This window comes from Pseudomonas sp. TH06 (genome assembly GCF_016651305.1).
In the GTDB taxonomy this organism is placed as follows: Bacteria; Pseudomonadota; Gammaproteobacteria; order Pseudomonadales; family Pseudomonadaceae; genus Aquipseudomonas.
Map to the genome: position 1 here is coordinate 1,639,434 of NZ_JAEKEC010000001.1, position 13,956 is coordinate 1,653,389.

Below are 13,956 nucleotides of genomic sequence, written 5' to 3' on the forward strand. Positions count from 1 at the left end.
CATGAATACCCATAAAGTCATTTGGCAGGAAGGCATGCTGCTGCGTCCGCAGCACTTCCAGCACAACGATCGCTATTACGATCACCAGATGAAAACCCGCACCCAATTGCTGGGTGGCTACACCTGGGGTTTTCTCAATCTGCAGATCGACCTGCAGTTTCTCAACATGGGCAAACTGGTGATCAGTGAAGCCTCGGGGATTCTGCCGGACGGCAGCCTGTTCGAACTCGGTGGCAACACCGAGCCGCTGGCGCTTGACGTGCCGCCGAACACCGGCAACACGCCGATCTACCTGGCGCTGCCGCTGGTTACCGGCAATCACATCGAGTCGCGCCGTCCGGAGCAGTCCGACGTGCTGGCGCGTTACACCGCATACGATGCCGAAGTCGCCGACTCCAACGCCGGTGACGATTCCGCCAGCCAGGTCAGCTGTGGTCGTCCGGATTTCAAACTGTTGCTCGGCGAGCAGCAGAGCGATCAGGCCTACGTGAAGCTGAAGATCTGCGACGTGCTCGACACAACGCCCGACGGCGTGATCAGCCTCGATCCGGATTTTGTGCCGACCTACATTCAGGCCCACGCCTCCAGCTATTTGCTGTCGTGCCTGAAAGAAGTCATCAGCATGCTCAACCACCGTGGCGATACGATTGCCGAACGGATTCGCTCCAACGGCAAGGTCGGCGGCGCCGAAGTCGGCGACTTCATGATGCTGCAACTGATCAACCGTACCGAACTGCTGCTGCGCCACTATCTGGGCCTGGAGCAGGTGCATCCGGAAGAGTTGTACCGCACGCTGCTGACCATGCTCGGTGATCTGGCGACCTTCTCCGGCGAGAGCAAACGCCCGCGCCTGGACAGTCGCTACTCCCACGCCGACCAGGGCGCGAGCTTCCGCAAACTGATGGAAGCGATTCGTCAGGTGCTGTCGATGGTGCTCGAACAGCACGCCATCGAACTGATCCTGCAAGCACGTCAATACGGGATCATCGTGTCGCCGTTGCACGACCACAAACTGCTCGGCTCGGCCTCGTTCGTGCTGGCAGCGAGTGCCAACTGCGACTCCGAAGAACTGCGCCACCGCTTGCCGGCGCACCTCAAGGTCGGCCCGGTGGAGCGTATTCGCCAACTGGTCAACCTGCACTTGCCGGGGATCAAGGTCAAACCGTTGCCGGTGGCCCCGCGGCAGATTGCGTTCCACTCCAACAAAACCTATTTCATCCTCGAACTCAGTTCCGAAGACCTGGCACAACTCGAACGCTCCGGCGGCTTCGCGTTCCACGTGTCCGGCGAATTCGCCGAGCTTGAACTGAAATTCTGGGCCATCAGGAACTGACCGACATGATCAAGGACATGGAACACAACCAGGACGACAAAACCGTCCTGCTCGACCGTCAGGGCCACGGCCCGGCGTCGAGTCCGCTGACCGACTTCGCCGCGCCACCGCGCTTCGAGCAACTGGAAGAACGCATGATCTACGCCGCGCGCCTGCGCCCGGCGGAAGCGTTCAACATCAGCCTCAATTCGCTGGTGGCGGCGTCCTCCGAATTGCTCTCGGAAGTGGTGCGTCTCAAGCACAGCGAAACCCGCGAAGACATGTACGCGCTCAACGAGCGCCTGACCGCCGGGCTCAAACTGTTTGAAGTGCGCGCCCTGCACAACGGCGCGGAAAGCAGCCAGGTGATGGCCGCACGTTACGTGCTCTGCACCGTGGTCGACGAAGCTGTCGTGACCACGCCGTGGGGCAACGAAAGCGAATGGTCGCAGATGAGCCTGCTGAGCAGCTTCCACAACGAGACCTTCGGTGGCGAGAAGTTCTTCCAACTGCTCGATCGGCTGTCGAAGAACCCGGTCAAGCACTTGCCGATGCTCGAATTGATGTACCTGTGCCTGTCCCTCGGTTTCGAGGGCAAGTACCGCGTGCAGGCACGCGGCATGCTTGAACTCGAAGGCATCCGCGATGCCTTGTATCGGCAGATCCGTCAGTTGCGTGGCGACGTGCCGCGCGAGTTGTCGCCGCACTGGGAAGGCCTCAATGATCAGCGTCGCAGCCTGGTGCGCATCGTGCCGGCGTGGATGGTGGTGTTGTTCACTTTTGTCTGCCTGGTGGTGATGTATTCGGGCTTCGCCTGGGTGTTGGGCGAGCAGCGCGACACCGTTCTGCAACCTTATCAGCCGCTTGATCCGGCCGCGGTTCAACCGCAGTCGCAGCCGTAACAGGGACGTGTGATGAAGAATTTTTTCAAGAAAGTCGGCGCCTTCCTGCGCCAGACCTGGGTCTGGACCCTGCTGCTGGTGCTGTTCGTGGCACTGCTGGTGTGGTTCGTCGGCCCTTTGTTGGCGGTGGATGACTACAAATTCTGGGAGGGCGCAACCTCGCGTCTGCTGACCATCAGCGTCCTGTTCCTGATCTGGGGCCTGACCATGGTCTTCGTCAGCTGGCGCGCCGGTGTGCGCAAGAAAGAAGTCGAAGCCACCGAAGACGGCCAGGAACGCATTCGCCGCGAAGAGCAGATCGACGACGAGCAGAAAGAGTTGAAGGCGCGTTTCAAAGACGCACTGAAAACCCTGAAAACCTCGAGTCTGTATCGCGGCCGCAGCGAACGCTGGCGCAGCGACTTGCCGTGGTACTTGCTGATCGGTCCGCAAGCTTCCGGCAAGACCAGCCTGCTGGACTTCTCCGGTCTGGAATTCCCGATCAACAAGATTGACCGCAAGCTGACCCGCGACACCCTCGGCACCCGTCATTGCGACTGGTACTTCGCCGACCACGGTGTGCTGATCGACACCGCCGGGCGCTACACCACTCAAGCAGACGCGGAAGTCGACGGCAGTGCCTGGCGCACCCTGCTGGAACTGTTGCGCAAGCGTCGTCGCGGCCGTCCGTTGAACGGTGTGCTGGTGGCCATTCCGGTGGAATCCCTGACCGGTGGCAGCGAGCAGGACATCGATGTTCTGGCGCGCCAGGTCCGCGGCCGTCTGCAAGAGATCTATCAGAAGCTGCACGTCGATGTGCCGGTGTATCTGGTGTTGAGCAAGGCTGACAAGCTGCTTGGCTTCGACGAGTTCTTCGATCAGCTGACCCGCGAAGAAAGCGATCAGGTCCTCGGCACCAGTTTCCGCAAGGATCAACAGGGCACCGACGTGGCGGTGCTGCGCAACGAGTTCGAAGAACTGCTGCGTCGCCTCAACAGCCAAGTGATCATGCGCATGCACTCCGAGCGCGACACCCAGCGCCGTGGCCGCATCCTCGACTTCCCGCATCAACTGGGGCAGATCGGCGAGCGCTTGTGCCTGTTCGTCGACATGGCGTTCACCGGCAACCGTTATCAGCGTGCCACGCAACTGCGAGGTTTCTACCTGACCAGTGCGCCGCACCTGACCCAGGAAATGGACGCAACCACCGCCGGCATCGGCGCCAACCTCGGCATCAATGCCGGTGTGTTGCCGACCCTGCGCAGCGGTCGTTCGCGCTTCATCCATCACCTGCTGAGCCAGGTGATTTTCCCCGAGGCCGATCTGGCCGGTCTGGACAAACGCGAACGCAGCCGCATTCATTGGGGCCAGCGTGCGTTGTACGTTGGCGCACTGGCGGCACTGGCCTTGTTCGGCATGCTCTGGGCGGGCGGTTTCTCGGCCAACTATGAGCGTCTGGAAAACCTGCGCACACTGGCGCAGAACTGGACTCAGCAACGTTCGGCACTGACCCCTCGCGATGATGCGATGGGCGTGCTGAAAACCCTCGACACCAGCTATGCCGCGACCCAGGCCTTCCCGAAGAAGGGCGACGTCTCGTATCACGAGCGTGGTGGTCTGTATCAGGGCGAAGACGTCAATCCAGTGGTCAAAGCGGCTTACGAGCGTGAGCTTGAGAAGCAACTGCTGCCACGGGTTGCAACCACGCTCGAAGGGCAAATCCGCGCCAACATGAAGGACCGCGAAAAGCTGATCAACAGCCTGCGTGCGTACCTGATGTTGAACATGAAGGATCGTCGCGACGCCGCGTGGCTCAAGGACTGGGTCGCCGCTGACTGGTCGCAACGCTACACCGGCAACACCGCCGTGCAGAACGGTTTGACCACCCACCTTGAGCGCCTGCTGAAGCAGCCGTTCATCTACCCGCTGAACGATCAACTGGTGACGCAGGCACGTCAGGTTCTGCGTGCCGAATCGCTGGCCACCGTGGTCTACCGCATGCTCCGCGAGCAAGCGCGCAACCTGCCGGAATACCGTTTCAGCCAACACCTTGGTCCACAGGGCTCGCTGTTCATCGGCACCGAGTACGTGATCCCGGGTTTCTACACCCAGCAGGGTTATCAGCAGTACTTCTCGGTGCAGGGCTCGGCACTGGTCACCGACATCCTGCGTGACAACTGGGTGCTGGGCGAAGGCGCGGGCATCAGCGACATGGACTTGCGTCGCCTGATGGTCGAACTGGAGCAACTGTACTTCCGCGACTACGCCAACTACTGGAGCGAGGCCGTTGGCCAAGTGGCATTGCCACCGATCAGCGATGCCGGTGAAGGCGCCGAGCAACTGGCGGGCCTGACCTCGGCCAACTCGCCGGTGCTGGCGCTGCTCACTGAAGTGCGTGAAAACACCCGCTTCCCAGCCGCTGCTGACCCGGTCGATGAAGCCGGCGATGCCGCCGATGCGTTGGCCGGGCAGAAAGGCAAACTGGGCAAAGTCGGCAAACTGGCGTCGGCCGTGGCGGACAAGGCTTCGGCCATGAACGTCGCGAAAAACCTGCCGGACACCGCGAAGAAGTCGCTGCAACGTCGCTTCGAGCCGCTGCATCGTTTGCTCGATGACAACAACGGCCCGGCCGCTGACCTGACGCCAGCCCTCAGCGCGCTCAACGACCTGCAACTGCAACTGTCCGGTCTGGCCCGTTCGAGTACGCCGGAACAGGCCGCGTTCGAAATGGCGAAAACCCGCATGAGCGGCCAGCGTGATGCGCTGACCAACCTGCGCACCGCTTCGGGTCGCCTGCCGCGTCCGCTCAGTGTGTGGTTCAACGTGCTGGCCGAAGACTCGTGGCGTCTGGTGCTCAACGATGCTTACCAATACCTCAACGGCCGTTATCAGAACGAGCTGTACAGCGTGTATGGCAAGACCATCAGCAAGCGTTATCCGTTCAGCGCGAGCAGCACCAGCGACGTGGCGATCAGCGATTTCCGCGAGTTCTTCCGGGCTCAAGGTACCGTCGACCGCTTCTTCGACAGCTACATGCGTCCGTTCGTCAGCGGTGATCCGGGCAACTACCGCATGCGCAGCATCGACGGCCACAGCCTGCCAGTGTCCAAGGTCTACCTCGATCAGATGGCGGCGGCGCTGACGATTCGTCAGAGCTTCTTCTCGATCAACCCGGCCGAGCCGACCGTGCAGTTCAAGCTTGAGCCGTACACCCTCGACCCGGCCGTCAGCCGCTCCGAGTTCAAGTTCGGCGACAAGACCATGGAATACCGCCACGGCCCGATCCTGCCAATGTCGTTCAAATGGCCGACCGATGCTGAAGACGGCCGCACCAGCCTGGTGATGGACAAGATGGCGGGGCGCCCGATCGGCATCGAGAAGAACTCCGGCCCATGGTCGCTGTTCCGTCTGTTTGACCTGATGCAGACCGAGTACCTGACCGGTCGCGACGTGCTGGTACTGAAAGCTGACGTAGGCGGCCTGCGCGCCAACTACCTGCTGACCAGCCAGCGCACGCCGAACCCGTTCGACATGGGCGTGCTGCGCACCTTCCGTATGCCGGTGCAGCTCTGATGCTGGTGGCCAGTCCCTGGCGCAGCGCGGCGCGTACCGACCCGGGCAAGGTGCGGGCGCGCAACGAAGATGCCTTCCTCGACCATCCGCAGCAGGGGCTGTGGGTGGTCGCGGACGGCATGGGCGGTCATCAGGGTGGCGACATCGCCAGCCAGTTGATCGTCGCCAGCCTGGCTGAACTGCCGCAAAACGAGGACTTCGACGAACGCCTCAAAGCCATCCGCCAGTGCCTGCATTGGCTGAACCGGCGCCTGGGGCAGGAATTGACCGTCACCGCCGGCCGTCACGACAGCATCATGGGCAGCACCGTCGTGGCGCTGCTGGTGGAAGGCAATCGCGCGGCCTGCATCTGGGCCGGCGACAGCCGTTGTTATCTGTGGCGTGGGCAGCGGCTGTATCAGCTGTCCAAGGACCATTCGTTGCAACAGCAACTGATCGACGAACAGCAGATGAGCGTCGAACAGGCCGCTGCGCACCCGGCGGCTCAGGCCTTGACCCGAGCCGTCGGCGCCGCCGAAACACTGACCTTGGATGTGCTGGAACTTGAGGTCTATCCGGGTGATGCGTTTTTGCTCTGCAGCGATGGTTTGTATCAAGGCCTGAGCAGCGATGCCCTCGGCAACGCCCTCAGCCTCAGCGCGCCGCACGTGGCGCTGGAACGTTTGTTCGACGGCGCCCTGCGCGGCGCCGCTCGGGACAATTTGACTGCCGTGGTAATCCGCCAATGAGTGAAATCGAATCGCCAATCGATGACTTGCTGATGAGCGAAGAACAGGCCAACAACCTGACCTACTTCGCCTTCGCCAAAGCCCATGACGCGGAACCCGCGCTGGCACCCACCAAGGCCAGCATCGGCGCGTTACCGGACGTGCTGGCCGGCCGTTATCGCCTCGAGCGTCTGCTCGGGGCCGGCGGCATGGGCGCTGTCTACCGGGCGAGGGATCTGCTGCACGAACAGTTCGGCGATCCCGACCCTTACATCGCGCTGAAAATCCTCAGCGAAGAATTTGCCGAATCGCCGGACGCCAGTGCCTTGCTCTACAGCGAGTTCGCCCTGACCCGACGCCTGCGCCACGACAACGTTGTGCGCGCGCACACCTTTGAAGTCGACACCGATTGCCAGCGGGCCTTCATCACCATGGAATACATGCGTGGCCTGACCCTGGATAAATTGCTCTGCGAGCGGCCCCTCGGCCTGCCGTGGAAAGAACTGCGCGACATCGTGCTGCCGCTGCTCGACACGCTGGCCTACGCCCACCGTCGCGGCGTGCTACACGGTGACATTAAACCGAGCAACGTCATGCTCAGCGAAGACGGCTTGCGCCTCTTCGACTTCGGTCTGGGCCAGGCGGAAGAGGGCACCTTGCCCGGCCTGCCACACCTGAGCCGCGAGCGCTTCAACGCCTGGACGCCAGGCTACGCCGCCCCCGAACTGCTTGAGGGCCAACCGTTGTCGGCCAGCGCGGACGTGTACGGCGTGGCCTGTGTGATCTTTGAGCTGGCGGGCGGCAAACACCCGTTCCGCCGCTTGCCCTCGACCCAGGCCCGCGACGAGCACATGGAGCGCGAACTGCAAGCCCCGCAGAACTTACCGAAACACTGTTGGCCAGCGCTGCAAACCGCGCTGAGCTTCGATGCGGCAGCGCGCACCATCACTGCCGAACAACTGCGTGACGCCTTGGGCGCCACTTCATCCTGGCTGCAACGTCTGCGGTTTCGGGCGTAACGGATGACATTCGAACAGGGAGCACACAATGTTCAACTCAGCTAACGAGACCCACTTCAGCCTCAAGGTCGAAGACTACGTGGGCGACCTGCAAGTGCTGGCGTTCACCGGCACCGAAGGCATCAGTCAGCCATTTCGTTTCGACCTCGAACTGGTCAGCGAAAACCCCGATCTGGACCTGGAAAAGCTCCTGCACAAACAGGCGTTCCTGGCGTTCGATCCACAAGGCTCCGGCATTCACGGGCAGATCTACCGCGTCGCCCAGGGCGATGCCGGCAAGCGCCTGACCCGCTACAAAGTCTCGATGGTGCCGCAACTGCAATACCTGCATCACCGCACTAACCAGCGCATCTACCAGCAGATGTCGGCGCCGAAAATCATCGCGCTGATCCTCGAAGAACACGGCATCAAGGGCAACGCTTACAACTTCCAGTTGAGCCAGCCGTGTCCGGATCGCGACTACTGCGTGCAGTACGACGAAACCGACCTGCACTTCGTCCAGCGTCTGTGCGAAGAGGAAGGCATTCACTACCACTTCCAGCACACGCCGAAAGGGCACCTGCTGGTATTCGGCGACGACCAGACCGTGTTCCAGAAACTCGGTCAGCCGACCGCGTACGTGCAAGGCAGCGGCATGGTCGCCGACGAACCGGTGATCAAAGGTTTCAAACTGCGCCTGGAAACCCGCACCAGCCGCGTCACCCGCCGCGACTACGACTTTGAAAAGCCGCGTCTGCAAATGGAAGCGGCGTACAAACCGGACGGCGCTCCCGATAGCCAAAGCGCCGAACCGGATCTCGAAGACTACGACTACCCCGGCCGCTTCATCGACCGCGCGCGTGGCAAATTCCTCAGCCAGCGCGCCCTCGAACGCCACCGCGCCGACTACCGTCAGGCCGAAGGTCGCAGCGACCAGACCCGCCTCGTCAGCGGCCACTTCCTGGAAATGTCCGACCACCCGCGCACCGAGTGGAACGACCTCTGGCTGCTCACCGAAATCGTCCACGAAGGCAAACAGCCGCAAGTCCTCGAAGAAGGCGTGACCAGCGACACCACCGACAACAAGGACGACTTCCACCAGGGCTACCGCAACACCTTCCTCGCCACCCCGTGGGAAGTGTTCTACCGCCCGGCCCTCGAACACCCGAAACCCCGCGTGCTCGGCAGCCAGACCGCCCACGTCACCGGCCCCAAAGGCGAAGAAATCCACTGCGACCAATACGGCCGCATCAAGGTGCAATTCCACTGGGACCGCGAAGGCCAGGCCGACGACAAAACCAGCTGCTGGCTACGCGTCTCCAGCTCCTGGGCCGGCGACCGCTACGGCGCCATCAGTATTCCGCGCATCGGCATGGAAGTCCTCGTCACCTTCCTCGAGGGCGACCCCGACCAACCCCTCGTCACCGGTTGCCTGTACCACAAGGAAAACCCGGTGCCCTACGCCCTCCCGGCAAACAAAACCCGCAGCGTCTTCAAAACCCTCAGCTCACCGGGCGGCGGCGGTTACAACGAACTGCGCATCGAAGACAAAAAAGGCGCCGAGCAGATCTACATCCATGCCCAGCGCGACTGGGATGAAAACGTTGAGCACGACCAGAAGATTCGGGTCGGCAACGAACGCCACGACACCGTCGAAAAGAACACCTACACGGAGCTCAAGGCCGAAGAGCACCGCACCACGGTTTCCGACCGCAAGGTTGAAGCGCGAGTCGATGATCACCTGACAGTTGGGCAGAACCAGCACATCAAACTGGGCACTGCGCAACTGACTAGCGCCGGGAAAGAGATCCATCTCAAGGCTGGGGACAAGATCGTTATTGAGGCGGGGACGGAGCTGACCATTCTTGGCGGTGGGAGCTTTATCAAACTCGATGGCGGCGGCGTGACGGTGGTTGGGCCGGTGGTGAAGATTAATGCTGGCGGAGCGCCTGGTAATGGGACCGGGATCGGGATTAAACCGCCGGTGCTGCCGGGGGCGGCGGATAAGGATAAGGCGGGGAGTTTGATGGATCAGGCGTTGGCGAATTCGCCTGAAGAACAGGTCAAACGCAAGCCGAAACGAATGCTCAATTTTTCCGGGTAAGACATCGACGGCAATCCAAGCCACCAGGGATCAGAATTCAGGTAATTGGTAATGACAGAGACAACCAAGAAAGTAGAAAAATGGTCGTATCCCCTGAAAGTAGGGGCAGCAGCAGCGACGGATCCGCATCAGTTTTATAAGGCTTTAGCCAATGCCAAAGATGGGTTCTATCCATTGGGGGCCAATGGCCTTTGGCATGGTGGTGTTCATTTCGATGAAGCCTCGGGTTTGGTAACTGACTTGGCGGAAGTTAAATGCATCGCTGACGGTGAAGTAGTCGCTTATCGCATTGACAGCACGTACCCGAAATCCGCTTATGGTACGGCTGAGGCTGAGTTTTCGACCGGTTTTGTATTGGTTAAACACCGATTGGAAGCGCCGGTGCAACCAGCACCCCCAGCTCCTGCTGGATCGCCCGCTTCACCGCCAGCGGCTGGTCCAAGCCTGAATTTTTTCAGTCTTTACATGCATTTGTTGCAGTGGAAGAACTACGAAGAAACTCCAGCATTGTCGCGACCACCCTTTTGGGGTGGGGGCACGTTGCAAGTCAAATCGACGGCTGACGACGAAATCCTCGGTTTGCGTGTACGTCAGGAACCGCGTGGTAAGCCAGGGTACGCAACCGTGTTAACGGTTTTGAGCCGCGGTACGGTCGTCGAGACGGGTGAAGAAGAAAACGGCTGGCTTAAGGTGGTCAGCGTCATGCCCGCTAACACCGACCTCCAGCCCGGCGCAGGCTGGGTATTCAAGAGAGAAATGACAGCGGGATCGACACCCAACACTTACGTCATTGGTACCGCTGCAAAAGACCCGATGAATCCACCTCAGAAAGGTCTCGTTGTTCGTGCTACTGCGAGCCAGTCAGGCGCTGCAAAAGCCATTTTGCCCCACGGCACGCAAGTCAGGATCGGGAGCGACGGGACGCGTGGCAAATACCAGAAACTGTTGGAAATTGTCAGCGGGAATGCTGTTCCACCGTTGGCTCCTGCTGAGGTGCTCGGTTATGTCTGGGAGGGGCAACTTGAAACCAAAAGTGAGCCTGCCGAAAAGGACGCTGTGCATATCCTGACAACTCCATTCCCGATTACGGCGGGGAGTCTGATCGGCCATGTGGGGAAATATCAAAACCATTCGGATTCGGCCCCGAAGAATTTATTGCACGTCGAGGTGTTTAGCTGCGAAGACGTAAAGGCATTTACCGGACTGAGTAAAGAAAAAGCTGCGGGGTTGCCTGCGGCTGGAAAAACGCTCGTAAAAATTCCACAAGACAGCGTGTTGGTCACTCACACGCAAGGAATGAGCGCAACAAATCCACCTAAGGTGACCGATCCCCACAAAAAAGTTGGATATGACTTCTTTGTTCCAGTCGGAGTGTTGGACGCGCTACCAGCGGAAAAAAAGATAAAAGTTCCTGTTGTTATGGGGGGAACCACCACCTACACGCTTTGGTGGCGTCTGGATGGATTGCTTGGTGATGCAGAGGGGAATGAAATTAGCGGGTGGTTTGCAGAGCCGGATACTGCGTTGTCACGCCATTCTCCTTTTGAATGGGAAGGTTTCAGCTTTATAGATGAGGCTGGGAGTAACGTGGATCATTTGGCCGCGTTTCTTCATGCACAGGAAGGCCTTAGTGAGGAAGAGCAAGCTAACTACCAGCCTAATATCGGTAATGCCGAAGAAGGTTCTACAAAGCAAAAGCTTTACAAAATTCTAGACAGAAACGGTGATAAAAAGCTCACGCCTTCGGAAATAAAAGAGGCTTTGAGTAAGCCATGGTTCGCACAGCCGATTTCTCAGATGGTTACACGCTATGAAAACGAGTGGCAATTCAAACAAGAAAAATGGGATTCTCTGGATGAATTGATGGGCCATAGTGAATCAGAGCCACATAATGAATGGATTGAAGAAAAGGCAAGAATTAAAAAGTTGAGCTGGTGGGACAAGCTTGTCGGGCAACATGGAATTACCAGTGATACTAATGTTCGGCATTTTCATCCGATTGCGCTTATTGGGAGTTTTACTGCTCCACGTGATCTTATTACCTTGGAAATGCTTCGGGCTGCTAATCCAGCAGGAGAGGAGGCGCATCACGCCAATATTTTACCCTATCTCAATAAATATGCTTTGGCGTATAAGCTTGAACAACCAAAGGCTATTGCGCATTTTCTGTCTCAAGTTGGTCATGAAAGTCAACTCAGAGTTGTCGAAGAAGGTTTGAAGTTTAGCGCGCGGCAAATGAAAAAAACTTATGGGTGCAGATACCATAATAAAGTGAATGGCTATAATGAGCAGACGGATAGCTGTGATTTTGGTGTGTTGAGAAGCAAGCTTTGGACAGAGACAAGTCATTACGCGCTGAATGCTGAAAATCTTGCCAGTTACGTCTACGCCGATCGAATGGGTAATGGCAATGAGGCTAGTCGAGATGGCTATCGATACCGCGGCCGCGGGATGTTGCAGGTGACGGGAAAATCGGAATATCAACGGTTTACTAACGTACATAATCAACGCAACCCCTCGGATATTCAGGATTTTGTGGCAAACCCGGATCTTCTGGTATCGTCGACCGAATACGGTGTTGAGTCTGCGTTCGTATTCTGGTTCACGAAAACTGGTCAGGGAGGCACTAAGTTGTGCGAAGTCGCCAAGACAGGCAGTGTCGCCGACGTAACTCAAATGGTGAATGGTGGCCAAAACGGATACGCGGACAGGAACACTAGATTTCAAGCACTTGCTGCACTCATGAACATTAATTAAGAGGTCATTGGCTATGCTCCGTTTTTTCATGTTTGCTTTTGTTTTTCTTCTAGCAAATTCCAGCAGTGCGCAGGATGCGGATTATTTGCAGGGGCAGTTAATACAGGGTCCGTTTAAAACTGACGTCGTAAGCGGAGGCGCATTATCGTTCCTGCAGACGACTAGCGAGGAGTTCCCTGTTTCTCTGGTGCTGGATGTTGTTGGAGTCGACAATAAAAAAAATAGAAGTCTTGTCGATAAATACGATGTGGCTGGCTCAGATCCAAAAATTGAGTCGATTTTCTTTTATCCGGTAAAGGGTAAGAAAAATGTGCTTGTTTTGGTTTCTTGGGAAATCACGAGCAGGGGAATTGGAACGTACGGAAGCCTTTATCAAGTTTATGGGTATGAAAAGAGTGCGGACAATAAGCTGGTTGTTAATAAGCTTATCAGGTTTGATAAAAACTTGAGTGGGATGGAAGGGTATCAAGAAGGAGAGGAGCAACATTTCCCTTATGTTAATGCCGGTTTGATCAAGTCCTATATTAATAAAATCAACGCTGCTAAATAGTGATGGCTAGCAATTTTTTGTGTGTCATGGGGGATCGCCATGCCTTATCACTTGCGGGTAGATGCGGCTTGTCCCCGGATTCACGGTTTTGAGCCTCCCCGAGCAATGCATCACCTGATTCACCAAACGCAAAACCTGAATGACTCAAAGATTGTGGTGAAATGGGGACAGACCACGTTTTAGTAACGATCCGAAACCGTGGTCTGTCCCCATTTCCCCTGAGAAGTGCGTTGCCAAGTTAAATAACTGACCGAAGAATAGTTTAACGGGGGACGGATTTACTTGAATCCGTCCCCTTCTTATCTTTACGTCTTCGCTTCCTGCCTTGCCGCAATTAACTCCTCCAGATGATCCAGCGCACGCTCCACCATGAGCTGTGCGCCATCGGCGATTCTGCTCAGGGACAACGCTACGGAGCGGTTTGAGCCTTCGACGTCGTCCGCTAGTTTGGCGGCGATGGCGCTGATGGACAGCATGTCTTCGGAGGCGTTAGCCAGGAGGGCTTCCGGGTCAATGCCGGTGGAGATGGTAAAGAGCCTGCCTTTGCGGCGTTTGGACGGTTTGTCGTTGGTGGGTGGGAAGTAATGGGCGAAGGCGCGGTCGGCGGCTTCTTTGTCGAGCATTTCTGTGTCGAGGGATTGCTCGGCGGGGTTGCCAGTGTTGTCTGGCGGGTTGGGCGTTACTTTGAACATGGATACATCCCGATATGAGTATTTAAAGGGACTGACACCCGTTCGCTTGCATTCGAATGAAGGTGGCAGCTGTACGCAGGTGTGCAAGACCGGGCATATCGGACCCGGCAGACCCCAAAGGACCTCCCGCGCACAGCCGCCATAAAGCGTCATAACGAGCACTTGAAAGCTCGAACCTCTGACTAGGCGTTTGTGCGGCGATATGTACCGGACTTGCACGTCCGTGTCACCGTTTTTTGCGGTGACAAATCAAGGTTAGCGGTGAATGCAAGGGGTGGATAGTTCATGGATGGCTCGGCGTCTTGCGGGAAATGTCCGACGAACATGACATCCGTTTAGCCGCAGATCGAAAAATCGTGACTTCTGTTTAAGTGATCGCGAC

Annotated in this window: 9 protein-coding genes; 8 read left to right on the plus strand and 1 reads right to left on the minus strand. The window is 58.0% G+C overall.

Going from position 1 to position 13,956, the window contains the following annotated elements; genetic code table 11:
* Position 1 precedes the first annotated feature (1 nt).
* The 8 genes from tssK to JFT86_RS07230 are packed head-to-tail and all read left to right on the plus strand — an operon-like array spanning position 2 to position 12,882.
* Positions 2 to 1,333 (plus strand): type VI secretion system baseplate subunit TssK, encoded by a 1,332-nt coding sequence (tssK, locus tag JFT86_RS07195; RefSeq protein ID WP_103302646.1) that lies wholly within the window; start codon positions 2 to 4, stop codon positions 1,331 to 1,333.
* Between the two features lie 5 nt (positions 1,334 to 1,338).
* The gene (icmH, locus tag JFT86_RS07200) at positions 1,339 to 2,214 is read left to right on the plus strand and encodes a type IVB secretion system protein IcmH/DotU (protein ID WP_201236280.1); all 876 of its coding nucleotides are present in this window, start codon (positions 1,339 to 1,341) and stop codon (positions 2,212 to 2,214) included.
* A gap of 12 nt (positions 2,215 to 2,226) precedes the next feature.
* Positions 2,227 to 5,766: a type VI secretion system membrane subunit TssM gene (tssM, locus tag JFT86_RS07205; RefSeq protein ID WP_201236281.1), complete on the plus strand. Its 3,540-nt coding sequence runs from the start codon at positions 2,227 to 2,229 to the stop codon at positions 5,764 to 5,766.
* A complete protein-coding gene (locus tag JFT86_RS07210; protein WP_201236282.1) occupies positions 5,766 to 6,494 on the plus strand; it encodes a PP2C family serine/threonine-protein phosphatase in 729 nt (242 codons plus the stop codon). Before tssM ends, JFT86_RS07210 begins: the two co-directional genes overlap by 1 nt.
* Entirely contained in the window at positions 6,491 to 7,492 is a 1,002-nt protein-coding gene (locus tag JFT86_RS07215) for a serine/threonine-protein kinase (RefSeq protein ID WP_201236283.1), read from the plus strand. The genes JFT86_RS07210 and JFT86_RS07215 overlap by 4 nt, the downstream gene beginning before the upstream one ends.
* Positions 7,493 to 7,520: 28 nt before the next feature.
* Complete coding sequence (locus tag JFT86_RS07220) at positions 7,521 to 9,575, plus strand: type VI secretion system tip protein VgrG (protein ID WP_201236284.1); 2,055 nt, start codon at positions 7,521 to 7,523, stop codon at positions 9,573 to 9,575.
* A gap of 51 nt (positions 9,576 to 9,626) precedes the next feature.
* Positions 9,627 to 12,332 carry a hypothetical protein gene (locus tag JFT86_RS07225; RefSeq protein WP_201236285.1) on the plus strand — a complete coding sequence of 902 codons (2,706 nt, stop codon included), beginning with the start codon at positions 9,627 to 9,629 and terminating at the stop codon, positions 12,330 to 12,332.
* A 13-nt stretch (positions 12,333 to 12,345) separates the two neighbouring features.
* Complete coding sequence (locus tag JFT86_RS07230; protein WP_201231740.1) at positions 12,346 to 12,882, plus strand: hypothetical protein; 537 nt, start codon at positions 12,346 to 12,348, stop codon at positions 12,880 to 12,882.
* A 305-nt stretch (positions 12,883 to 13,187) separates the two neighbouring features.
* Here the strand turns inward: JFT86_RS07230 and JFT86_RS07235 are convergent, their stop codons facing one another.
* Entirely contained in the window at positions 13,188 to 13,574 is a 387-nt protein-coding gene (locus JFT86_RS07235; RefSeq protein WP_201231739.1) for a DUF6124 family protein, read from the minus strand.
* Between the last annotated feature and the right edge of the window lie 382 nt (positions 13,575 to 13,956).

Excerpts from the sequence above, each read along its gene's own strand:
- tssK (WP_103302646.1), top strand. The coding sequence starts at position 2 with ATGAATACCCATAAAGTCATTTGGCAGGAAGGCATGCTGCTGCGTCCG.
- icmH (WP_201236280.1), top strand. The coding sequence starts at position 1,339 with ATGATCAAGGACATGGAACACAACCAGGACGACAAAACCGTCCTGCTC.
- tssM (WP_201236281.1), top strand. The coding sequence starts at position 2,227 with ATGAAGAATTTTTTCAAGAAAGTCGGCGCCTTCCTGCGCCAGACCTGG.
- JFT86_RS07210 (WP_201236282.1), top strand. The coding sequence starts at position 5,766 with ATGCTGGTGGCCAGTCCCTGGCGCAGCGCGGCGCGTACCGACCCGGGC.
- JFT86_RS07215 (WP_201236283.1), top strand. The coding sequence starts at position 6,491 with ATGAGTGAAATCGAATCGCCAATCGATGACTTGCTGATGAGCGAAGAA.
- JFT86_RS07220 (WP_201236284.1), top strand. The coding sequence starts at position 7,521 with ATGTTCAACTCAGCTAACGAGACCCACTTCAGCCTCAAGGTCGAAGAC.
- JFT86_RS07225 (WP_201236285.1), top strand. The coding sequence starts at position 9,627 with ATGACAGAGACAACCAAGAAAGTAGAAAAATGGTCGTATCCCCTGAAA.
- JFT86_RS07230 (WP_201231740.1), top strand. The coding sequence starts at position 12,346 with ATGCTCCGTTTTTTCATGTTTGCTTTTGTTTTTCTTCTAGCAAATTCC.
- JFT86_RS07235 (WP_201231739.1), bottom strand. The coding sequence starts at position 13,574 with ATGTTCAAAGTAACGCCCAACCCGCCAGACAACACTGGCAACCCCGCC.